This is a genomic window from Dysgonomonas sp. GY75 (assembly GCF_015234155.1).
GTDB classification, from domain to species: Bacteria; Bacteroidota; Bacteroidia; order Bacteroidales; family Dysgonomonadaceae; genus Dysgonomonas; species Dysgonomonas gadei.
Window position 1 is genome coordinate 340914 of the sequence record NZ_JADCLQ010000012.1, and the last position, 23666, is coordinate 364579.

Consider the following 23666-nt stretch of genomic DNA (forward strand, 5'->3'; position numbering starts at 1 on the left):
CTGAATTAAGTAATATTGTACTGTGAAAAATATCGCAGACTTTTCGTCATAAAACAAGGGCTGAAATAATCTAAAAAAATATAAGACAAATGGCACAAAAGGTTTATACTTTTGATGAGGCATATAACGCCGCATTAAATTATTTTAATGGCGATGAACTCGCTGCAAAAGTATGGGTAAATAAGTATGCATTGAAAGATGCTGCAGGTAATATCTACGAACAATCTCCTGAAGATATGCACTGGCGTTTGGCGAATGAAATCGGACGCATAGAGGCTAAATATGAAAAGGGACTGACAAATAAAGAATTGTATGATCTCTTCGATCATTTTAAATACATAGTACCTCAGGGCAGCCCTATGACCGGTATCGGGAATGACTTTCAGATAGCTTCTTTATCAAACTGCTTTGTGATAGGCCTGAACGGCCCGTCGGACTCTTACGGAGCTATCATCCGTATCGATGAAGAGCAGGTGCAACTGATGAAACGGCGCGGAGGTGTAGGCCATGACTTGTCACATATCCGCCCAAAAGGTTCTCCTGTTAAAAACTCGGCTTTGACATCTACCGGACTAGTGCCATTCATGGAAAGATATTCAAACTCGACCCGTGAAGTTGCTCAGGATGGACGCCGTGGAGCCCTTATGTTGAGCGTATCCATAAAGCACCCTGACTCTGAATCGTTCATCGATGCTAAAATGACCGAAGGAAAAGTTACGGGCGCAAACGTTTCGGTAAGGATAGACGACGCTTTTATGCAGGCTGTTGTAGACGGATCCAAATATACACAGCAATACCCTATCGACTCATCGAATCCGACTACAGTAAAAGATATTCAGGCTACGGAACTTTGGAGAAAAATAGTTCATAATGCATGGAAATCAGCTGAGCCGGGGGTTCTTTTCTGGGATACCATTATTAAGGAATCTGTCCCTGATTGTTATGCAGACCTCGGATTCAAGACTATTTCAACTAATCCTTGCGGCGAAATACCTCTGTGTCCCTACGACAGTTGCCGCCTGTTAGCTATCAATCTATATTCATATGTGGTAAACCCGTTCAAAGACGATGCCCATTTCGACTTCGAACTATTTTCGAAGCACGTTGGACTGGCCCAACGTATTATGGATGATATCATTGATCTCGAAACCGAAAAGATTGACAAAATATTACAGAAAATAGATGACGATCCGGAAACAGACGAAGTAAGATGGCCTGAAAGACATCTTTGGGAGAAAATCCGCACAAAAACCCTTCAGGGACGTCGTACCGGAGTCGGTATCACTGCCGAAGGCGATATGATTGCGGCTATGGGACTCCGCTATGGTACAGAAGAAGCGACTGCTTTCGCCGAAGAAGTACACCGTGTTCTGGCTGTTGCAGCCTATCGTTCATCTGTAGAACTGGCTAAAGAGCGTGGAGCATTTGAGATATTTGATTTCAAACGTGAAAAGAAAAATCCGTTCATTAACCGTCTGGCAGAAGTTGATCCACAGCTAATCAAAGACATGGAAAAATACGGACGCCGTAATATAGCCTGTCTTACAGTTGCACCAACCGGAACCACCAGCTTGATGACACAGTCTACATCAGGCATCGAACCGGTATTTATGCCAGTATATAAACGTCGCCGTAAAGTAAATCCGAATGATAAGGAAGTACGTGTTGACTTCGTTGACGAAAATGGTGACTCATGGGAAGAATATATCGTATTCCATCATAAGTTTGTAACATGGATGGAGAGCAAGGGCTATCCTACATATAAAAAATACACGAATGAAGAGGTGGAGACTATGGTAGCCGAATCACCATATTATAAAGCAACTTCAAACGACGTTGACTGGCTGCAAAAGGTGAAAATGCAAGGCCGTATCCAGAAATGGGTCGACCACTCCATCAGTGTAACAATCAATCTGCCATCCGATGTATCGGAAGATCTCGTAAACGATCTATACATCGAAGCATGGAAAAGCGGATGTAAGGGCTGTACTGTTTACCGTGACGGTTCACGCGCCGGAGTATTGGTTGCTGCTGACAATAAAAAACAAGCAGACGAGAATTGTGATGACTGCTACGAACGTCCGGAAATCCTACAGGAGCGCCCTCGTGAACTTGCTGCTGATGTTATCAAATTCCAGAACAATAAAGAAAAATGGATTGCGTTCATTGGATTACACAACGGACGCCCATACGAGATATTCACCGGATTGTCGGATGATGATGAAGGCCTGATGCTACCTAAGAATATCAATCACGGAACCATTATCAAGACACTAAATGATGAAGGAAGCCGTTCTTATGACTTCCAGTTCAAGAATAAGAGAGGATATAAAACAACAATCGAGGGATTGAACGGTAAATTCAACCCTGAGTTTTGGAATTATGCCAAACTTATCTCCGGTGTACTTCGCTATGGTATGCCTATCGATCAGGTTGTGAAACTGGTACAAGGTCTGGAACTGAACAGCGAAACGATCAATACGTGGAAAAATGGTGTGGAACGCGCCCTCAAGAAATACCTGCCTAGCGAAACCGAAGCTAAAGGCCAGAAATGCCCTGTGTGCGGACTGGAAACCTTAGTATATCAGGAAGGCTGTATGAAATGTACGAACTGTGGCGCATCCAAATGCGGATAAACAATTCATATGAGATATAACAGGATGCCCCGTTTTCTAAGAAAACGGGGCATTTTATATAACCTACTCCCTAATATTCTTTGGTGAGTTTACTATTCGAATCTTAATGATTTAGCCGGATAGATCTTAGCTATCAGATAAGATGGACCTATCATGGCTACAATGGAAAGGATCAATGTACCTATATTAATCAATAAGATATATAAGATATTGATATCTACGGGCATTTCTGAGACATAGTATGTTTCGGGATCCAGCTTTACCAGGCCGAAATTCTTCTGAATCACCAATATCGCAATAGCAATAACATTCCCCCAGAACATACCCTTCAGAATGAGGAATGAGGAAACATACAGAAAGGTTTTGCGAATACTGAAGTTACGCGCACCGAGGGTTTTCAGCATACCTATCATATTAGTCCGCTCAAGGATTATGATTAGCAATCCCGATATCATGGTAAAAACAGATATGACAAACATTAGTATAATGATAACCACGACATTCATATCCAGAAGTTCGAGCCAGTTAAATATCATTGGATTGAGTTCCTTAATGGAACGGGCAAGGAAAGTATTGTCTTTATGGTCACGATAGGTCATCATATCCACAAATACACGCTGATGGATTTCGTCCAGTCTATCATAATCATTTACAAGCAATTCGATACCGCTGACCTCATCATCATCCCAGTCATTCAGCCTTTTGATAAGATTGATATCCGTTATTACGAACAATTTATCATAGTCTTCGAAGTTTGTACTATATATGCCAGTTATATAGAACTTACGGAAACGGATATTCTCTCCCACAAAGTAGCAGAGGAAGCTGTCTCCGGCTTTCAGATTTAACTTACTTGCGATATTCTTAGACAGAATTGCCTGATTGGCATGAGTTGTATCATCCGGATTGACTACCGTACCGGCAACCATATTTTGTTTAAAGAAATCCCAATCATAATCTGTGCCGACTCCTTTCAGAACAACACCCTGGAAGGCACTATCAGTTTTTATTATGCCGGGCTTTGTGGCAAATACCTCTACATGTTTAACCCCTTCTGTCTTTTCGAGCTGGCTTATCAGCTCAGCACTGACGCATACGGGCTGTGTTTCGTAAGTACTGTTGTTTGCCAGATTGGTGATTTGTATATGGGAACCAAAACCTACAACTTTGTTGCGCACCTCTTTTTTGAAGCCCACAACGATAGACAGAGCCAGTATCATAGCCGCCAAGCCTATTGCCACTCCGGCAACAGCGATTTTAATGGCAGGAGAAGAAGCCCGCTTCTCCCCTTTCTCTCCATTAAAATGGATACGTTTCGCTATAAATAGTTCTAAATTCAAAATCAGTTATCAGCCAACAGTTATCAGTTATCAGTAAGAACCACTTATAACTTATAACTCATAATTCATAATTAAAACAAGAATCCCTGCTCGCTTTCTCTTTTCCGGCCCAAATGCTTGTAGGCTAGCTCGGTGACTTCCCGCCCGCGGGGTGTGCGTTTCATAAACCCTTCTTTGATAAGGAACGGCTCATAGACCTCTTCTATTGTACCTCCGTCTTCACCTAAAGCCGTTGCAATAGTAGAGATACCGACAGGCCCCCCCTTAAATTTATCGATAAGGATCAGAAGAATCTTATTATCTATCTCATCCAATCCGTATTTGTCAATATTAAGAGCTTCCAGCGAATAGGCCGCAATGGCCTTATCTATCTTGCCGGAACCTTTTACCTGCGCAAAATCGCGTACCCGGCGCAGCAATGCGTTCGCAATACGCGGAGTGCCCCTGCTGCGGGAAGCTATCTCTACAGAGGCTTCTTTAGAGGTAGGAACATCGAGTATATTAGCCGAGCGCAGGATAATATTCGTCAGTGTTTCTATATCGTAATACTCCAGATGCATATTGATACCGAAACGGGCGCGTAATGGACTTGTAAGTAAACCGCTCCGGGTAGTGGCGCCAATAAGAGTAAACGGATTCAGATCTATCTGTATAGAACGCGCGCTAGGGCCCTTATCTATCATAATATCAATACGGTAATCTTCCATCGCACTATACAGATATTCTTCCACGACAGGCGATAAACGGTGTATCTCGTCTATAAAAAGTACATCGTTTGGCTCAAGAGAGGTGAGTAGTCCAGCCAGATCCCCGGGCTTATCCAATACGGGGCCCGAAGTTATCTTAAACCCCACTCCCAGTTCATTTGCTATGATATTCGACAATGTGGTTTTACCTAATCCAGGCGGACCATGCAAGAGGGTATGATCCAGTGATTCACCCCGCATTTTGGCCGCTGTGACAAAAACCTGCAAGTTTTCCACCACCTTGCTTTGTCCACTGAAACTATTAAAAGTAAGCGGGCGCAAGGCATTTTCAAACTCCTTTTCACTGTCGTTTATATTTCCTCGGTGTATGTCGAATGTTTCTTCCATATGTTCGGATACAAATTTACATCAATATATTTAATTTACACACACTTTTCAGCTAACAGTTAACAGCTTTTACAGTTAACAGTCAGCAGTAAACAATCCATAGCTTATAAAAACTTCGCACCTTTGCGTCTTTGCGTGAAATAAAATAAAGTATCTTGTAACCCCTAACTGTTAAAAGGTAACAAAGGTAACAGGGAAAGTAATTTAGAATGAAGAATGAAAAATTAATAATTAGCTTACTGAGCAGAGCAGAGCAAAGTATCTCGTCAGTAAACAACCATCACAACTCATATCTCGTGTCTTGTCTACTCGTATCTCATGTCTCATACAACTTTCAACTTATTACTCAATACTTATTACTTGTTAAAAGGTAACAAAAGTAACAGCTATTTTTATCGTTTTTGTAGGGGCGAAACATCTTTCGCCCGTTAGTTATCGCGGGCAAAAAATGTTTCGCCCCTACAGTTTCACCAAAAAGGTAACAAAGGTTACACATATTTCAGCTTTTAGCTGATAGCTATTAGCCATTAGCTTAGGCTATCGCACAAGAGACTTTAGGGTAAACATAAATACAGTTCTTTCAACTTTGTACTCATTACTTAAAACTTATTACTTGTTAAAAGGTTACAAAGGTTACACATTTCCCAATCTTTATATTTTTAAACATTAAATCCTTAAATCCATTTCATTCTTTCAAAGAACTCTTTTTCTTGTAAACTAGTAAACTGATAACTAGTATACTTCAAAATACATAGATAAACTTTTACAAAAAAAGCAAAAGAGATAAATTTTATTATGGGATATAACCATAATATATTTCCTTTGCATTTCCAATTCATTAATAAATGAACAAATATGTTAGATAAATTACGGTATTGGGACGAAGAACTTTTTCTATTCCTCAATGGAAAACACGCTAACTGGCTCGATCCCATCATGCTCTTTCTCAGTTCCTACACAAACTGGATTATGGCCTGTCTGGCCATGTCTGCCCTAATCTACTTCAAAGCGGAAGTATGGAAGAAAACAGGAGTATTCTTTTTTCTCTTATCCACCGGAGTCAGCGCCCTGCTTACAAATATAATAAAACTGATTATAGAACGGCCCCGCCCTATTCATAACGAATTATGGGAAGGCACGATTCACGCAATAGAAAAATATAGCAATAGTTTTAGTTTCTTCTCGTCTCATTCAGCTACTACTTTTACGATGGCTGTATTTTTCCTTCTCTTCTTTCGAAAGAAAAGATTCTACGGTTATATTGCCGTCTTATGGGCAGCAGTGGTTGCATATAGCCGGATTTACGTGGCCAAACATTACCCGTTCGACGTAATGATAGGAATTATATTCGGAATAATAATAGGAATAGCGGGCTATATACTTTTCCAAAGGTTCAAAAAGAAAAAGGAACTATTAAAGCCCTAACCACTTCCTCACTTTCTTCATCTCCAATAGTGAATATACTTTCAGGCAAAAAGGAAACGCTCTGCCAATAGGATATAATAAACGGAATAAAGTAGATGGATAAACATTCTTCTTACCTTTCTCAATACCTTTTATATACTTCCTTGCAACAGTCTTCGCATCTTGCGCAGGAAAAGGAAGAGGGGTATCTTCTTCACCTGTAGCCTTATCAAAAAAAGCAGTGCGGGTAGCTACAGGATAAACCGCAGTCAATTGGAGGTTATTCGCTTTCTCATATCTGTAAGTCTGTACAAAATGATGCAGAGCGGCTTTTGTAGAACAATAGAGTGAATAGGCCGGCAAGGAAACTAATCCCGCCCCTGAAATAGTACAGGCAAAAGCTACCGGTCTGCCCTTATTGAGAGCAACAAGTCTTTCCAATGAATAAACCGGAGAAAACACATTCAGATCGTAGACTTTTCGGATATGCTGCCAATCGGGGGTTTCCAGCCTTTCTAGATATGCAAACCCTGCATTAGCTATAAAAATATCAATATGTCCGAATATCTGCTGTGCTTGATCAAAAACCTTATCTACTCCCTCTGCAGAACTGACATCAGCAGAGAATGGGTACACCACGCCCTCAACCTCCGGTATTTCATCTATATGACGGGCTACAGCAAGAATTTTCACTCCGTTGTATGAAGCAAGAATATCAAGTATCTCTCTGCCTATACCGGAGGAAGCTCCGGTGAGTATGATATGTTCGCCTCTGAGGTCCATAAGGTCAGGTCCTTATTTTATCAAAACCTTCACCGTAAACGCCCCGTACTGTACTTTGGGATATAAATGCTTTCTCATCTATACTCTTTATCAGGCGGAACATTTCTACAGCCTCTGTTCTTTTAGCCAGTACAATGATCACTTTGGTAGGCTTCTTCGAATACCAGCCTGTGCCATCCAAAACCGTGCATCCCCTATGTAATTCCTGATTTATCGCGGTAGCTATTATTTCGTATTTTTCAGAAAAGATGAGCACCTGCACCGACTGCCGGAAACCATTGATAACCATATCGATGCAATACGTCATCACACCCATCACTATCAGGGCGTAAACGATCTTCTGATAATCGTAAAAAAGAAAATATGAAGAAGAGATGATAATAAAGTCGCAAAGGAGCATCCCCCTGCCAAAAGCAATATTCTTATATTTATTTATCAGTGCCACTACAATGTCTGTCCCTCCGGTACTACCGTTGGCACTGAAAACAAGGCCTATACCCGTTCCGCACATCATTCCCCCTATTACACCCGACAGAAGCGGCTCATTCTTCACAATAGGTTCGATTATATATGTCTGACAGAGAGTGAGCAAGAAAGTAAGTACGATAACTCCATAAATGGTCTTTATCATAAACTTGAAACCCAGAAGTTTCAAGGCTACCAAGAGCAATGCACAGTTTGTGAAAAAATATGTATATTGAAGCGGTATTCCCGATGCATACTCCACAAGAAGGGCTATACCCGTAAGCCCCCCTGTAACAATCCCGACCGGTTTTATAAATCCGATAAGCCCAACAGCATAAAGCGCAAGGCCAAAGAATATAGATACATAATCTTTCCAGTAAAATTCTTTCAGGTATCTTTTAGGCATGCCTTCTATCCGTTTTTTCAGAGCATTCATCTCTATTTACAAAACAACATTAATCATTTTCTTTGGTACAAAGATGATTTTCTTAGGAGTTTTACCCTCAAGCCATTTTTGAGCAAGTTCATGTTTTAATACGGTTTCTTCCACATCAGCCTGAACAGCGTCCGCTGGGAATTCTATATCGAAACGTACTTTACCATTGAACGCCACCCCATAACGGAACGAATCTTCCGCCAGATATTCTTCTTTAAATGCCGGCCATTCGGCATCGAAGATAGTAGTTGTATTACCTAAAGCACGCCAAAGTTCCTCCGCGACAAACGGCGCAAACGGTGCAAGAATGACAAGAAACTCTTGTAAAACCGCTCTCTTGCTACATCTAGCGGCAGTCAGTTCATTTACACAGATCATAAAGGCGGCAACAGATGTATTGAATGAGAATGTCTCTATATCGCCCGAAACTTTCTTTATCAGCTTATGCAATGATTTTAATTCTTCCTTTGTCGGCTGCTCGTCTGTTACGGTAAAATCATCTCCTTTGTAAAACAGGCTCCATGTTTTGCGCAAGAAACGGTGCACCCCGTCAATACCGTTCATATCCCAAGGTTTGGATTGCTCTAATGGCCCCAAAAACATTTCATACATGCGAAGGGTATCCGCACCATATTTTTCAGCAACATCATCCGGATTTACCACATTGTGATATCTTTTTCCCATCTTTTCAATAGTCCATCCGCATATATATTTACCATCTTCAAAGATGAACTCGGCATCTGCATACTCAGGACGCCATGCTCTGAATGCATCTATATCCAGAATATCATTACTTACAATGTTTACATCCACATGGATTTCTGTTGTTTCATACTGATCTTTCAAATTCACAGATACAAATTTATTAGTCCCGTTTATACGATATACAAGACTGCTACGTCCCTGTATCATTCCCTGATTAATCAACTTTTTGAACGGCTCTTCTTCACACGAAACTTCTATATCATATAGGAACTTATCCCAGAAACGGCTATATATAAGGTGGCCTGTAGCATGCTCGGTTCCCCCGATATACAAGTCGACATTGCGCCAGTATTCATCTTTTTCTTTCGATACCAATTCCTTCGCATTATATGGGTCCATATATTGCAGGTAGTAAGCGGACGAACCGGCAAAGCCCGGCATGGTATTCAACTCAAGCGGGAATATAGTCTTATTATCTATTTTCGATGTTTCTACCACCACATTGTTTACTGTATCCCAAGCCCATTTTGTGGCGCGTCCCAACGGTGGTTCACCCGTTTCGGTCGGCAGATACTTATCCACTTCCGGTAATTCCAAAGGCAACTTATCTATTGGAAGCATGTATGGCAAGCCGTTTTTATAATAAACAGGGAATGGTTCTCCCCAATAACGCTGACGAGAGAAAATAGCGTCGCGTAAACGATAATTTACTTTTATACGTCCCAGCTTATGTTCTTTGATATATTCACGGGCTTTTTCGATAGCATCTTTTACAGTCAGGCCATCCAGGAAACCGGAATTCATCATGATACCCTCTTTGGCATCGAAACTTTCTTCCGATACATCACAACCTTCTATCAACGGAATGATAGGCAGATTGAAATGCTTCGCAAAAGCATGGTCACGACTATCGTGTCCGGGTACTGCCATAATAGCGCCTGTTCCGTATCCGGCAAGCACATAATCCGATATCCAGATAGGGATTTCTTTGCCGTTCAACGGATTTATAGCATATGATCCAGTAAATACGCCGGATACCTTTTTATCCATCAGGCGGTCACGTTCTGTACGGCGTTTTGTAGCCTGAATATAAGCGTCAACTTCTGCTTTTTGTTCCGGCTTGGTGACCTGAGATACATAATCGCTCTCAGGAGCAAGCACCATAAAGGTAACCCCGAAGATCGTATCGGCACGGGTGGTGAAGATATCGAATTTCACATCGGAATCTTTCACGCTGAATTGCATTTCTGCTCCTTCGCTCCGTCCAATCCAGTTGCGTTGGGTTTCCTTGATGGATTCACTCCAGTCTATCTTGTCCAAACCGTCAAGCAAACGCTGGGCATAAGCCGATACACGCAAGCTCCACTGGCGCATCAAACGCTGTTCAACAGGATATCCACCACGCTCCGACAAGCCATTGATGACCTCATCGTTAGCCAATACCGTACCTAGAGCCTGACACCAATTTACTTTGGTCTCGCTGCGATATGCGATACGGTAGTTAAGCAATATTTCCTGTTTTTTCTCTTCAGAATATGCTTTCCATTCATCCGCGGTAAATTGTAATTCTTCACTGCAAGCTATATTCAGGCCGTTCGTACCCACTTGTTCAAAAGCATCAATCAATTCAGCGATCGGACGTGCCTGATCTTCATCATAGCAATAATAGCTGTTGAACATCTGTATAAATGCCCATTGTGTCCATTTATAATATCTGGGATCACATGTCTGAATTTCGCGGCTCCAGTCGAAGGAGAAGCCAATCTTATCCAGTTGTTCCCGATAGCGGTTTATATTCTGCGCTGTAGTAACAGCCGGATGCTGACCTGTCTGTATGGCATATTGCTCGGCTGGAAGCCCATAGGCATCATAGCCCATCGGATGAAGGACATTGAAGCCCTTCAAACGTTTGTATCGGGAAAAAATATCAGAGGCGATGTACCCCAGTGGATGACCAACATGCAAGCCTGCTCCTGAAGGATAAGGGAACATATCGAGTACATAATATTTTGGTTTGTTGTAATCTTCTGTTACTTTGTAGGTTTTGTGGTCGATCCAATACTGATGCCAACGTTTTTCAATCTCTTTAAAATTGTATTCCATAACCGGGTATTTATTGCGATTTTTATTGGCGCAAAGATAGTTATTTCTTTACATTAATACGAATTAAGATGTGCGCTTTCTTTCACATACCAATCCCTATACTATCCGGAATTATGGATACATCTTATTCAAAATAGTCAGTTATTAATTTCAGGTTTCTTTATCTATATATCAAAGGTTCTTTGACATCTAATTACAGAATCTAAATGATTTGGGAAAAGACAACAGATAAAAAAGAGTAAAAAGTGTCAGGTTTGTCAACTTTTCACTTAAAAGCAATTTGCAGATAGATTTAGGCACTTCTATAAAATAAGAAAAGGTTGTCATCCCGACAACCAATCTTCATTGTTAACCTTAAATCTAATACCATGAAAAACACAGTACAAAGATAATCGATTTTTATGTTATAAAACATGTTTTGACGTTCTTCTTTTAAAAATTAGCAATATTTAACTATATATTACTATCCGGAAGTTCTTTTTGAGCCTTAACTCCCAATTCTTTAAGCATTTCTGCCTGACGCATCAGATTTCCATTACCTTCTTTTAACTGGGAGAATGCTTTATCATACGATTTTTGAGAACGCTCTATATTCTTGCCTACATCCTGAAGTGTATCCACAAAGCCTGCGAATTTATCATAGAGAGCAGCACCCCGCTTGGCAATCTCAATGGCATTACGGCTCTGATACTCCCGTTTCCACAAGTCGGAAACGACCTTCAATGACGCAATCAGGTTAGTCGGGCTAATCAGCAAGATACGCTTGCGGTAGGCATAGTCCCAAAGAGTTGAATCGAGCTGCATTGCCAGTATATATGCAGGCTCGTTAGGAATAAACATCATTACAAAATCGAGAGACTCTACATAGTCCTGATAAGATTTCTGGCTCAGTTCGTCTATATGTTGCTTAATGGATATCACATGCTCTTTCTCCGCTATCAGCTTAATGTCGTCAGAGTCCGCCTCCACATACCTGACATAAGCGCTCAGGGATACCTTTGAATCTATAATTATCTTCCTCCCGCCGGGATATACAACCACAACATCAGGTTGCATGTACTTATCCTGTGTATTACGGATACGGTTACCATTCTCATCCACAATGAATTCCTGGGTAAAATACTCTTCTCCTTTTTTCAGCCCGGACTTTTCAAGAATAGATTCGAGTATCATTTCACCCCAGTTTCCCTGTATTTTATTATTGCCTTTTAAGGCCTTAGTCAGATTATTGGCATCTTCGCTGATCTGATTGTTAAGGGCGACAAGTTCCCTGATACGCTCTTCGAGAGAAAAACGCTGCTTAGATTCTTTATCATAGGTTTCCTCTACTTTTACTTTAAACTCTACAAGCTTCTCATTCAGAGGCTTCAGGATAGCTTCCATATTCGACCTGTTCATATCCGTGAAACGAAGCGTTTTCTCTTCCAGTATCTGATTGGCCAGTATCTGGAAATCCTTATTGAGTTGAGCACGGGTATTGAGAAGCTCTTCCTGTTGAAGCCGCAGCTGTTCATCCTTCGACTGTAACAAAGCTCTTGTTTCGGCTATTTCGCGGATTTTCTCCATTTGCTCTTTTTGTACAGCATCTTTATCTGCCGACAAACGGTTGATCTCATTCTTCAACTCCTGCTCACGCTGCTTATTTCCTTTCTGCATAAAAAGGACAAGCACAATTGCCAATACTAGTATAATAGAGGCATAAACTAATTCCATACTGATTTGTTTTAAAGAGAGCGAAAGTTATTCAAAATATAGCCTTTAACAAAATTTGCCTCAAAAAACTTGTGAACATTTGCTTTCGAAGATATTTTTGTTGGACAAAACCAAGATGAGAATAATATATAGTAAACATTTTCCACCAAAAGACTTCGGCGCAATTAATCTGCTTGGATTAATTATTGTACGTAAGGACTATGGTACGTTGAGTGAGGCAGAGAAGAATCATGAACAGATTCACACCCGGCAAATGCAGGAGATGCTGATTGTTTTATTTTATCTATGCTATATACTTGAATGGCTCATCAGGTTGATACAATATAAAAACAGGTTAAGAGCATATGAAAATATTTCATTCGAACGGGAGGCTTATTCCCAGATGTATGATCCATCGTATTTGAAAAAAAGAAAGCTGTTTGCTTTCCGTAGTTATTATAAAAAGAAAGAATAGATATGAAACGGTTGATATACTTATTATGCATAGCCCTGATGGGGATATCATGTGTCCGGAGTCAAAATAAAACAAATAACGAAAATATGAATTATAATAAACTAACACCGGAGGAAGAACGTGTAATTCTACACAAAGGAACTGAAGCGCCATATACAGGTGAATACATAAACAATAAACGGAAAGGCGTATATGTCTGCAAAAGATGTAATACTCCATTATATAATTCATCTGATAAGTTCGATTCGCATTGCGGATGGCCTTCTTTCGATGATGAAATAAAAGGGGCGGTAAAACGTGTACCTGATGCTGACGGGATGCGTACCGAGATTATCTGCAACAATTGCGGGGCACATCTCGGGCATGTGTTCCTCAATGAGGGGTTCACAGCCAAAGAAACAAGACATTGCGTTAATTCTATTTCTCTAAAATTTATTCCGGAAGAAAATAAAATGATTAAGAAAGCTTATTTCGCCTCAGGTTGTTTTTGGGGCACAGAGTATTATTTTATGAAGGCCAACGGTGTAGCGCATACATCCGTTGGCTTTATGGGCGGTCACGTAGACCACCCGAGTTATGAGCAGGTTTGTCAGAAGAACACAGGGCATCTGGAAACCACCGAGGTGGAATATGACGCATCTAAGACCACTTACGAAGACTTGGTGAAGTTATTCTTCGAAACGCATGACTTTACTCAAACAAATGGTCAGGGTCCCGACATAGGCCCGCAATATCTATCCTGTATATTCTATGCTGACGAAAAAGAAAAAGAAGTAGCAGAGAAATATATAAAAATACTGGAAGGTAAAGGATATAAAGTAGCCACTATGTTAAAACCGCTGTCTACATTCTGGAAAGCAGAGGACTATCACCAACAATATTATGAGCATAAGGGGACAAAGCCTTATTGCCATGTATATAAAAAGATATTCTAAAAGCAAATACGCTGTATTTTAATATCTTAACAAATACTTTTATATTTTTCTATATAGTAAATATGGTTATTAATAGCTTTAGCATTATTTTTGTCGCTTGACTGAAAGAATAAAACAATAATAATACTAAAACTAAATTAAATTGTTATGTTAAAAACAATCTTATCCGTTTCCGGTAAACCGGGGTTGTATAAACTTATTTCGAGCGCAAAAAACATGGTTATCGTAAAGTCATTGGTAGATGGCAAGAAAATGCCTATACATGCACGAGACAAAGTTGTATCCCTTGGAGATATATCTATTTATACAGAAACTGATGACGCCCCATTGAAAGGCATTCTGGGATCCATCAAACAAAAGGAAAACGGAGAGAAAGCTTCCATCAGTACTAGTGCAAAGCCGGACGAATTGAAGAAATATTTCCTGGAAATACTTCCTGACTTTGATCGGGACCGTGTGTATCCAACCGACATTAAGAAGATAATAGGATGGTATAATATTCTTATTAATGCAAATATCGACTTCGAGAAAGAGGAGGAAGTAGTAGAGGAGAAAGCAGATACTGAAACCGAGACTGTAAAATAAAAAGATAAAATTTATCTTTAATTATAGAAATAATAAGACCCGGCTAATATTATAGTCCGGGTCTTATTATTTTCTGCAGATAAAGAAATGACGAGACTGTATATATAACTTAACATACAGTCTCCTATTTATAGGAGGCATCGTTTCGCCTTTAATTATTCTATATCAGAAAAGACATAACAAAAAAAGAGAGTAGGAATCCTACTCTCTTTTTCTATATTTCTGACTCAGATTATTGAGCTACGAAAATTGCAACACGGTTCCATGCATTTTCAGCATATGGTTGTACTGTGTCACCTTTCCATTCTACAGTTACACGGTTGCTATCGATGTTGTACTTCTTGATCAACTCGTTTGCTACATTCTTAGCACGTTTTTCAGAAAGTTTTTCATTGATAGAAGGAGTACCTGTTTTCTTGTCTGCGTAACCTACAACTTTAACTTTAGCGCTAGGATTATCTTGAAGATATTTAGCTGTGTTAAAGATGCTAACTTCTTGGTTCTTGTCGATATTAGCGCTACCTAGACGGAAGAACACTACGTTAGACACGAATGAACCTTTAGTTTCAGGACATTTAGGACAGTCTTTAGTAACAATTTTCTCAACAACTTCTGGTTTTTGGTTACGAAGTCTGTCGTTTTCCTGACGAAGTTTGTTGATCTGACCATTCAAGTCATCGATAAGACCTTGATCCATCAATAAAGCTTCAGAGAAATCAGTTTTCTTACCTACTTTGAATACCAAGCTGGCAGAAGCAGCCACCAAACCATCATAAGAGTTTGCCCCCCCGTGGTTGAAAGCTTCTTTAAGCAACATAGCAGACAAATCGATATCCAAAGCTACTCTGTTAGAGAATTTGAATTTGTTGATGATACCACCGTTGATAGTGAAGTTTCTTTGTTTTCCACCTGGGTGAGTGTTACCATCCAATTTGTAGTCCCAACCGATAGCACCACCGATACCTACATAAGGGATAAGGCTATAAACACGTTTTTCGTTGTACTTTCCTAGATAGTTAGTTACATCCCACATAACATCAGCTTCTACACCGAAATATTTGTTATGGATCATGTCAGTAGCATTGTTTTGGAAATTGTGCAAAGAACCTCCTTGGAATTTCAAACGACCTCCAATATAAGGGTTGTACCATTTACCAACCTGAATAGTTGGAGCAACTGTAAGACGATTCAGGAAATCTGCATCTTTGTTGCTATCGCCTTGTACAAAATTAGCTCCAGCACCAAATCCAATAAACCAATTGTCCCAAAAACCGTTACGCGCAAAAGTTGCTTTACGGCCAGCTTTTGTGCTAAATCCACTCTCCTGAGCAGAAATAGTAATAGCCGCAAAAACTAAAACTAAAAGTAAACTTACTTTTTTCATAATCAATCTTTTAAATTATAATTAAACACTATTTATTAATCTACTATATATTTATTGTACCACGAATACATCCGGTTTAAACCTTCTTCTACTTCAACCTTATGTTTCCATCCCAATGAATTCAACTTAGAGACATCTGACAATTTTCTCATAGTTCCATCAGGTTTTTCTGTATTAAACCACAGCTTTCCTGAAAAATCCACTATTCTTTTTATAATATTCGCGACATCTTTTATCGATATTTCAACACCTGCCCCCACATTAATATGTGTATTTCGGATTTCTTTACCTTCTATAACACTAATTAAGTCTAAAAAGTTTACAGACTCCATTACAAAAACAGTTGCATCAGCCATTTCATCACTCCAGAGAAATTCCCGCATAGGTTTTCCTGAGCCCCATAACTCAACCTGAACATCAGGTCCAACTTTCTTAACACCATATTTAGACATAACATTAAGAATCTCTGCTTCTGAAGACTTTCCTGTTGTACCTTCTATCGGGCGTAAGTCAAAATCTTTCCTTATGATATCCCAGGCATTTGCTTCGAGACACTTCCCTAAGTGAATCTTGCGAATCATGGCAGGCAGGACATGTGATGTTTCCAAATTAAAATTATCATTCGGTCCGTACAGATTTGTGGGCATTACAGCTATAAAATTTGTATTATACTGAATGTTATAACTCTCACACATTTTTAATCCTGCGATTTTCGCTATAGCATACGGTTCGTTCGTATATTCCAAAGGCCCTGTCAGCAGAGCGTTTTCAGACATCGGCTGAAATGCTTCTTTGGGATAAATACAAGAACTGCCCAAAAATACTAATTTTTTCACATTATTTACATATGATTGATGAATAACATTATTCTGAATCATCAAATTTTCATATATAAACTGGCCGCGATATGTATTATTAGCCACTATACCCCCAACTTTAGCTGCTGCTAAAAAGACGTATTCAGGTTTTTCTTTTGCAAAAAAATCGGCAACTTCCGCTTGACTAGTCAGATCAAGTTCTGCATGGGTTTTTAATATAAAATTAGTATACCCTTTTTCCTTCAGATTCCTGAGAATTGCAGAGCCAACTAATCCTCTGTGTCCGGCTATATATATTTTATCGTCTTTTTTTATCATTTATTATCTACCGTTCCTCCTTACTCAAAGTAATTCAAAATCCGATATCCACCATTTTTCAAGAACTCCTCTTTTTTCATCAGCTCAATATCATGAACTACCATATCCTGGCAAAGAGCCTTAAGATCATAGGTTGGTTCCCATCCTAGCTTAGTTCTGGCTTTAGTATTATCTCCAATCAATATTTCAACTTCTGTGGGACGAAAATAGGCCGGATCAACACCGACTACAACTTCTCCTACTCTTTTCTTAAAGGAAGATAAATATTCTTCACCAACTACTTTTGAGAAAACATCGTCATTTATACTAACGATATAACCTTCTTCTTTTTCATTTTCTCCCTTAAATTCCACTTCAACACCCAACTCCATAAATGACATTTTTATAAAGTCCCGGATTGTTGTAGTTACTCCTGTGGAAATTACATAATCATCGGGAGTATCTTGCTGAAGAATGAGATACATCGCTTTTATATAGTCCTTAGCATGCCCCCAGTCTCTTTTGCTAGATAAATTCCCCATGTATACTTTCTTCTGAAGCCCGAGAGCTATACGGGAAACAGCACGGGTAACCTTTCTTGTTACAAAAGTTTCACCTCTCAATGGAGATTCATGGTTGAACAGAATGCCATTGCTGGCATGCATACCATATGCCTCCCTATAGTTTACAGTAATCCAATACGCATACAATTTTGCAACTGCATAAGGACTTCTAGGGTAAAACGGCGTTGTTTCTTTCTGCGGTATCTCCTGCACCAATCCATACAATTCGGATGTTGATGCCTGATATATCCTGGTTTTTTCTGTCAGGTCTAATAAACGAACCGCTTCTAAAATCCTGAGTGGACCTATCCCATCGGCATTAGCTGTATATTCAGGAGTATCGAAACTAACCTTTACATGACTCATCGCTGCAAGATTATAGATCTCATCAGGCTGAACATCACCGATAATACGAGTAAGATTCATACTATCCGTCATATCTCCGTAATGAAGTATCATATTTCGGTTCTCATCATGCGGATCTTGATACAAATGGTCTATACGATCTGTATTAAACAAAGATGATCTTCTTTTAATACCATGGACTGTATAACCCTTTTTTATCAAATATTCAGATAGATATGCTCCATCCTGTCCTGTAACGCCTGTGATGAGTGCAACTTTTTTGCTCATATAAATTACTTAATAAATAACTTATTAAGATTTACTATTTCAATAATTATTTCTTTAACTCTATAAATCTAAGTCCAGTTATCCAAACAGAACATACAAGCCACAAAGATATAGTTTTTTTAACTAATACAAATAAAAATATCTTTATTTTGGTGAAAAAACTTCATTTTTCTTCTTTCAGGCTGGTATTGAAATCAATCCCTGCGACTAAAGCATAGCGTTTTATTACCACTCCTTTCTCATCTAATAAAAAGAATGTAGGAGTGCTCATTATTCCATATCCGACAAAGTTAACACCGGCAAAGCCCTTATAATCACAGAGCTTGTCAGAATCAGGCCATGGAAAATGCTTTACATCTTCGGCAAACAGATCCTTATTTGTATCCGAGGATATGGACACTATACGGATATTTTGTTCCTTTAGTCTTGGATAATCACTTATCAATCGTTCTATTTGAGTATGACAATTCTCACAATCGGGCTGATAGAAAACTAATAGTGTACGGTTATATCCGGCTTCTGTTAACGACGGCGACAAACCCTCCAAAACCGGAGCGGGTGTTCCTTTGCGAACTTTAGCTAATGCAAATGCATCAAATATCCGACCTTGCGGAACAGCTATTCTCCCCGATTCTTCTATATAAGGTACTATAATATCAAAAGCATCATCCCATCCGTATTGTTCGGCAATAAGAATTAAATTATCAGCGAGATGCTCAAAAGCCTCTTGTGATTTTATACGTTTCATCAGACGTACCATATCTTCGGCCATCAACTGCTGATCGGCTGTCAAACGGGTCAATCCGTCTATAATATTATACCATATACCGCTGGAGTAGAGCTTATCCACATCGAGCTGATTTAACGCATACAAGCGGGCATTAGCTTTATCCATAAGGCTTCCGCCCTGAGTAATCAGCCTGTTCAATTGCTGCATATAACGAACCAATCCGATAAAAGATGAAGCATAGAGCGTTGTATCCTGAACCGGCCGGGCCCCTTCTTGTATCACAGAATATAAATATTCATTTTCCGGGGAATTTTTGAATATATATTTCCGATCGGAGGCTTGCTCTACGCTAAAATCTTCATTATTAACAATTATATTTAATGGCATAGCATCTTTTATCTGAAGCGATCCCATGCCCACATAATATTTTTCTTCTTCAGGTATGTTAATTATCACATCACCGGCAAACGAAAGTGTCCCTCTTTGAATAGTATCCTGCTTTATACCTTTACTCAGGATAAATGCATATTCCTTATTTGACTGTTCGGGTAGCGATATATTTATTTTCTGAGCGCTCACCGCAAAACTAATCAGATAACCTAAACACAATATCGATAGTTTCTTATTCATTCTATTTTTATAAGGCTTGAGTTATAACAACGGGGAGAACAACCGCATAACCGATTCTTTAAATTTCTCAAATCTCGACCTCTTATCCCACTCTTCGGCCGATAACAGAGAGGATTGCTCCATATCTCTGAAAAATATATCCTTTGCCGCATCACAAGTATTTTCATTATATATAAATGCGTCTATTTCAAAATTATGCTCAAAACTCCGCACATCCATATTTGCCGAACCGGTTATCGTCAGAGAATTATCAATAACCATCAACTTTGAATGCAGGAATCCGGCTTCATAGAAAAACACACTTACTTTTGCATCCAGTACATCCTTCAGGTATGACATAGATGCGATATGCACAAATGTAGTATCTGAATGCCGCGGAAGCATTAGCCTTACATCTACTCCTCGCATCGATGCCATCTGAAGAGCGAGCAATAATGCGTCGGTGGGTACAAAATAAGGAGTTTGAATATAAATGCATTCCTTTGCATTCGATATTGCCTGTAAAATGCCGAGATGAATATCTTTAAACGGGCCTACGGGCCCACTGGTAACAAGTTGTATCAGATTATCGCCCTTACTTTCCAAAACAGGGTAATATGTATCGGAAGCCAGAAATTCTTTACGGGAAGAGTACCAGTCTATCAGAAAAGATGTCTGTAATCCGGCTACAGCCTTACCTTCTATCTTAATATGACTGTCGCGCCAAGTCCCGAAGCTCACCCCGTTAATATATCTGTCGGCAATATTCATCCCTCCAACAAATCCTACTTTACCGTCTATAACTACAATTTTTCTGTGATTACGATAGTTAACCCGGCTGGTTAAAAACTTAAATGCGACTTTAAGGAACGGCTGGACTTCAATGCCCTGCACCTGCATTTCCTTAAAAAAGCGACGTTTAGCTTTCCATGATCCCACATCGTCATATATAAGACGCACCTCTACACCTTCTGCTGCTTTACGCACAAGAATATCACGGGTTTTCCGGCCTATCTCATCGTCAAGGAAAATATAATACTGTATGTGGATGTGCTTCCGTGCTTTTTCAAGTTCTTCGAAAAGGGCATCAAATTTTGCTATACCACTCGAATAAAAAATAACATTACTCCCCCCGTATAAGGGTGCGCCCTTTAATCTGTTCAGAAGATTTACCAATCCTTTTTGTTCGGCGGGCGGATTCAATGTCTCGAGTAATTCTTTGCGGCCTATAGAACGGCGGTTAAGCTTCTTGTACATCTTATGGGAGATAAGGCGCTGTTTGCGACTATCCTCTCCAAAAAAATAATAGATAATGAGTCCGACCAAAGGCAGTAGCAACAAGATAAGCACCCATGAAATAGTTTTCAAGGGATTCCTGTTTTCCGAGATGACAACTATCATCGTACCTAATGCTGTAACTACATACAGAATTTGGAAAATAAGAATTAAATTATCTGCAGCTTCCATCGATTCCATTGGCTCACAAATAGCTTATAGCACCAAAGTTATAATAAAATATGAGTTCTAGGCATTAACCTTTTAAATTTAATCGTTATTGTCGAGGCGATGAAGAATATCTTCACGCAGAACGACCCTATCCCAAGAGTAGGAGACATCTGTATTTTGCAAATACTCGATAAGAACAAGAGCTTTTTGCAGGTCTGCCTTATTCCTCTCCTCCGACAAATCATATTGCATCATCAAGAGTTTCGGATACTGTTCCAGCAAATCTCTGTCATTTATCTTTTCTATCAATATATCTGAGTCGTCAGTAATTGATGTACGAAAATTGGTGGAAAAGAAAGTAAAGCATTCGTTCAATATACCTTTCTGCTCCGAATCGCTCAGCTTCTCCCTGTTGTCTGTAAGTTGCTGCAACTTCTTCATGAATTCTTCGAGAAGCCGCATTAAAAAATCTTTCCTCCGTTGTTGTAGCATAACCTGATCATTTTTCTCTGTCTATCAAATAACAAATGACTCCTCCAATCGTATAACAGAGTATATCCATCCAACTGAATGAGGAACCGATAACTACACGCATTATTTTATTATCCTGCATACCCAGCACTTCTACCAAATGGAAGTATTGCCCTATTTCTACAAGGTAAGCAAATAAAACGACACCTGTAATTATATAAACAGCTTTCGTTTCAACAAAGGTCTTTACAAAATAATACATAAGAATAACAACCAGAATATCTCCCCCATATGGACGAATGAAGCTGTCATCTACAAATTTTGCGATAAGTACCTCTATTACAAATATAATAAGAAAAATGATAAAAGACTTTAGGTCGAATCTCCATTTCATATGTGTCAGGTTATTTTGATGGAATGCAAATATGACAAATTTTTAATGCTCCATTATTTAATGCATCAGGCTATTTCCTGTATTTCTCGTCAGCCTCCTCTTCCATCATATTCAGATACGACTTATAACGACTTTCACTTATATAATGCTTTTCGACAGCAGCCCTCACCGCACAGTCCGGTTCATTGATATGAATACAGTTGTGAAAACGGCAGTCTTTCGAGAACTTGAAAATATCGGGGAAGAAATGAAAAATCTCGTCCTTCTCCATATACACCGTGCCAAAACCTTTAATACCGGGAGTATCTATTATAAAACCGCCCTGAGATAGTTCTATCATTTCGGAAAAGGTGGTTGTATGCATCCCTTTGCCATGATATCCGGATATCGCTCCGGTCTTCAGGCCTGTATTGGGGATAAGGGTATTAATCAGAGTAGACTTCCCGACACCTGAATGTCCGGAAAACAAAGTTATCTTCCCTTTTATCTTTTCTTGCAGGGCTTCTATTCCGTCTTTTTCTAAAGCTGATATTTTGAGACCCGGATAACCTATATGATTGTATAAATCAATCAGGGCATCCATATACTCTGTCTCTTCCTCTGTATAGACATCCGTTTTGTTAAATATAAGATTCACGGGAACCCGGTAGGCTTCTGCCGATGCCAAAAAACGGTCGATAAAGACTGTGGATGTCACCGGATGATTGATTGTAACGATAAGAAAGCACAGGTCTATGTTCGCTGCCAGGATATGGGATTGCTTTGATAAATTGGAAGAACGGCGGATAATATAATTCTTCCGATCTTCTATTTCGGTTATCAGAGCGGTACCCTCATTGTTTTCAACAATGCTGACCCTGTCCCCTACTGCGATAGGATTGGTACTGCGTATACCCTTCAGGCGAAAGTTTCCTTTTACCTTACATTCGATATTTTTACCGTCATCTGTACGTACCAGATACCAACTACCCGTATTTTTTATTACAAGACCATTCATATATCAATTAGCAAATAAGCAGATTCGGAGATTAGCAAATTAGTAAATTTTAAACTCGATTTGCTCATTTCCGAATCTGCTAATCTCCGAATTTGCTTATTATTTTACACTGTCAATATTTCTTTTTCTTTCAAAGCAAATACATCGTCGATTTTCTTAATGTATTTATCGTGGAGTTTCTGCATGTCATTTTCCGCATCCTTAGCCATATCTTCTGCAACCCCGTCTTTTACCGACTTCTTGATTGAATCGATAGCATCACGGCGCGCATTGCGGATACTTACTTTTGCGTCTTCAGCTTCTTGCTTGGCTTGTTTTACCAGTTGCTTGCGTCGCTCTTCTGTCAAAGGAGGAATAGACAGGCGGATAATCTCCCCGTTGTTATCAGGAGTAATACCCACGTCGGAGTTAAGAATAGCTTTCTCCACCTCTTTCAGCATTTGTTTTTCCCATGGTTGAATGACAATAGTTCGCGCATCCGGTGTATTAATAGCTGCTACGCCGCTAAGTGGGGTAAGTGAACCATAATATTCAAGTTTTATCCCATCCAGAATATGGGGATTTGCTTTTCCCGCACGTATACGGGATAGAGTTTCATCAAGAAACTCTACAGAAGCCTGCATTTTCTCTTCTGCTTTTTGTCCGATTTGTTTTAGGTCTGCTGCCATAAT

General features: G+C 39.5%; 20 protein-coding genes. 5 read left to right on the forward strand and 15 right to left on the reverse strand.

Features of this window, described 5'->3' with window-relative positions; genetic code table 11:
- Nucleotides 1-89 precede the first annotated feature (89 nt).
- The gene (locus IR083_RS06810) at nucleotides 90-2636 is read left to right on the forward strand and encodes an adenosylcobalamin-dependent ribonucleoside-diphosphate reductase (protein WP_194223706.1); all 2547 of its coding nucleotides are present in this window, start codon (nucleotides 90-92) and stop codon (nucleotides 2634-2636) included.
- A gap of 92 nt (nucleotides 2637-2728) precedes the next feature.
- Here IR083_RS06810 and IR083_RS06815 read toward each other — a convergent pair whose 3' ends face one another.
- Entirely contained in the window at nucleotides 2729-3976 is a 1248-nt protein-coding gene (locus IR083_RS06815; RefSeq protein ID WP_006798652.1) for an ABC transporter permease, read from the reverse strand.
- 71 nt (nucleotides 3977-4047) lie between these two features.
- Nucleotides 4048-5070, reverse strand: a complete 1023-nt coding sequence (ruvB, locus tag IR083_RS06820) for a Holliday junction branch migration DNA helicase RuvB (protein WP_194223707.1) — start codon at nucleotides 5068-5070, stop codon at nucleotides 4048-4050.
- 855 nt (nucleotides 5071-5925) lie between these two features.
- On the opposite strand from ruvB, the gene IR083_RS06825 reads away from it, so the two are divergent.
- Entirely contained in the window at nucleotides 5926-6495 is a 570-nt protein-coding gene (locus tag IR083_RS06825; RefSeq protein ID WP_006798654.1) for a phosphatase PAP2 family protein, read from the forward strand.
- On the opposite strand, the gene IR083_RS06830 is transcribed toward IR083_RS06825, so the two are convergent.
- From IR083_RS06830 to IR083_RS06845, 4 genes are all read right to left on the reverse strand, one after another.
- Nucleotides 6484-7257, reverse strand: coding sequence for an SDR family NAD(P)-dependent oxidoreductase (locus IR083_RS06830; protein WP_194223708.1), 774 nt, complete (start codon nucleotides 7255-7257; stop codon nucleotides 6484-6486). The two genes, IR083_RS06825 and IR083_RS06830, sit on opposite strands and share 12 nt — an antisense overlap.
- 4 nt (nucleotides 7258-7261) lie before the next feature.
- Complete coding sequence (locus IR083_RS06835) at nucleotides 7262-8158, reverse strand: YitT family protein (RefSeq protein WP_006798656.1); 897 nt, start codon at nucleotides 8156-8158, stop codon at nucleotides 7262-7264.
- A 6-nt stretch (nucleotides 8159-8164) separates the two neighbouring features.
- Nucleotides 8165-10966 carry a leucine--tRNA ligase gene (gene leuS / locus IR083_RS06840; RefSeq protein WP_194223709.1) on the reverse strand — a complete coding sequence of 934 codons (2802 nt, stop codon included), beginning with the start codon at nucleotides 10964-10966 and terminating at the stop codon, nucleotides 8165-8167.
- A gap of 453 nt (nucleotides 10967-11419) precedes the next feature.
- Complete coding sequence (locus tag IR083_RS06845; protein ID WP_006798658.1) at nucleotides 11420-12679, reverse strand: DNA recombination protein RmuC; 1260 nt, start codon at nucleotides 12677-12679, stop codon at nucleotides 11420-11422.
- A 115-nt stretch (nucleotides 12680-12794) separates the two neighbouring features.
- Here IR083_RS06845 and IR083_RS06850 point away from each other — a divergent pair, with 115 nt between their 5' ends.
- The 3 genes from IR083_RS06850 to IR083_RS06860 all read left to right on the forward strand — a co-directional run bounded on the left by IR083_RS06850 (nucleotide 12795) and on the right by IR083_RS06860 (nucleotide 14653).
- Complete coding sequence (locus IR083_RS06850) at nucleotides 12795-13133, forward strand: hypothetical protein (protein ID WP_044215480.1); 339 nt, start codon at nucleotides 12795-12797, stop codon at nucleotides 13131-13133.
- A 2-nt stretch (nucleotides 13134-13135) separates the two neighbouring features.
- Entirely contained in the window at nucleotides 13136-14068 is a 933-nt protein-coding gene (locus IR083_RS06855) for a bifunctional methionine sulfoxide reductase B/A protein (protein ID WP_006798660.1), read from the forward strand.
- Between the two features lie 147 nt (nucleotides 14069-14215).
- On the forward strand, nucleotides 14216-14653 hold the full coding sequence (locus IR083_RS06860; RefSeq protein WP_194223710.1) for a DUF5606 domain-containing protein: 438 nt from the start codon (nucleotides 14216-14218) through the stop codon (nucleotides 14651-14653).
- 232 nt (nucleotides 14654-14885) lie between these two features.
- Here IR083_RS06860 and IR083_RS06865 read toward each other — a convergent pair whose 3' ends face one another.
- From IR083_RS06865 to frr, 9 genes are all read right to left on the reverse strand, one after another.
- Nucleotides 14886-16037, reverse strand: a complete 1152-nt coding sequence (locus tag IR083_RS06865) for an OmpA family protein (RefSeq protein WP_006798662.1) — start codon at nucleotides 16035-16037, stop codon at nucleotides 14886-14888.
- A 35-nt stretch (nucleotides 16038-16072) separates the two neighbouring features.
- Nucleotides 16073-17170: a GDP-L-fucose synthase family protein gene (locus tag IR083_RS06870; RefSeq protein ID WP_194224018.1), complete on the reverse strand. Its 1098-nt coding sequence runs from the start codon at nucleotides 17168-17170 to the stop codon at nucleotides 16073-16075.
- Nucleotides 17171-17193: 23 nt separating this feature from the next.
- The gene (gmd, locus tag IR083_RS06875) at nucleotides 17194-18348 is read right to left on the reverse strand and encodes a GDP-mannose 4,6-dehydratase (RefSeq protein WP_006798664.1); all 1155 of its coding nucleotides are present in this window, start codon (nucleotides 18346-18348) and stop codon (nucleotides 17194-17196) included.
- 163 nt (nucleotides 18349-18511) lie between these two features.
- Nucleotides 18512-19708, reverse strand: coding sequence for a peroxiredoxin family protein (locus tag IR083_RS06880; protein WP_194223711.1), 1197 nt, complete (start codon nucleotides 19706-19708; stop codon nucleotides 18512-18514).
- 21 nt (nucleotides 19709-19729) lie between these two features.
- A complete protein-coding gene (gene cls, locus IR083_RS06885; protein ID WP_006798666.1) occupies nucleotides 19730-21163 on the reverse strand; it encodes a cardiolipin synthase in 1434 nt (477 codons plus the stop codon).
- Nucleotides 21164-21232: 69 nt separating this feature from the next.
- A complete protein-coding gene (locus IR083_RS06890; RefSeq protein WP_006798667.1) occupies nucleotides 21233-21625 on the reverse strand; it encodes a hypothetical protein in 393 nt (130 codons plus the stop codon).
- A gap of 7 nt (nucleotides 21626-21632) precedes the next feature.
- Nucleotides 21633-21998, reverse strand: coding sequence for a DUF2809 domain-containing protein (locus IR083_RS06895; protein ID WP_006798668.1), 366 nt, complete (start codon nucleotides 21996-21998; stop codon nucleotides 21633-21635).
- A 70-nt stretch (nucleotides 21999-22068) separates the two neighbouring features.
- Nucleotides 22069-22995, reverse strand: a complete 927-nt coding sequence (gene rsgA / locus IR083_RS06900; protein WP_194223712.1) for a ribosome small subunit-dependent GTPase A — start codon at nucleotides 22993-22995, stop codon at nucleotides 22069-22071.
- Nucleotides 22996-23099: 104 nt separating this feature from the next.
- Nucleotides 23100-23663, reverse strand: a complete 564-nt coding sequence (gene frr / locus IR083_RS06905) for a ribosome recycling factor (RefSeq protein WP_006798670.1) — start codon at nucleotides 23661-23663, stop codon at nucleotides 23100-23102.
- Nucleotides 23664-23666: the final 3 nt, after the last annotated feature.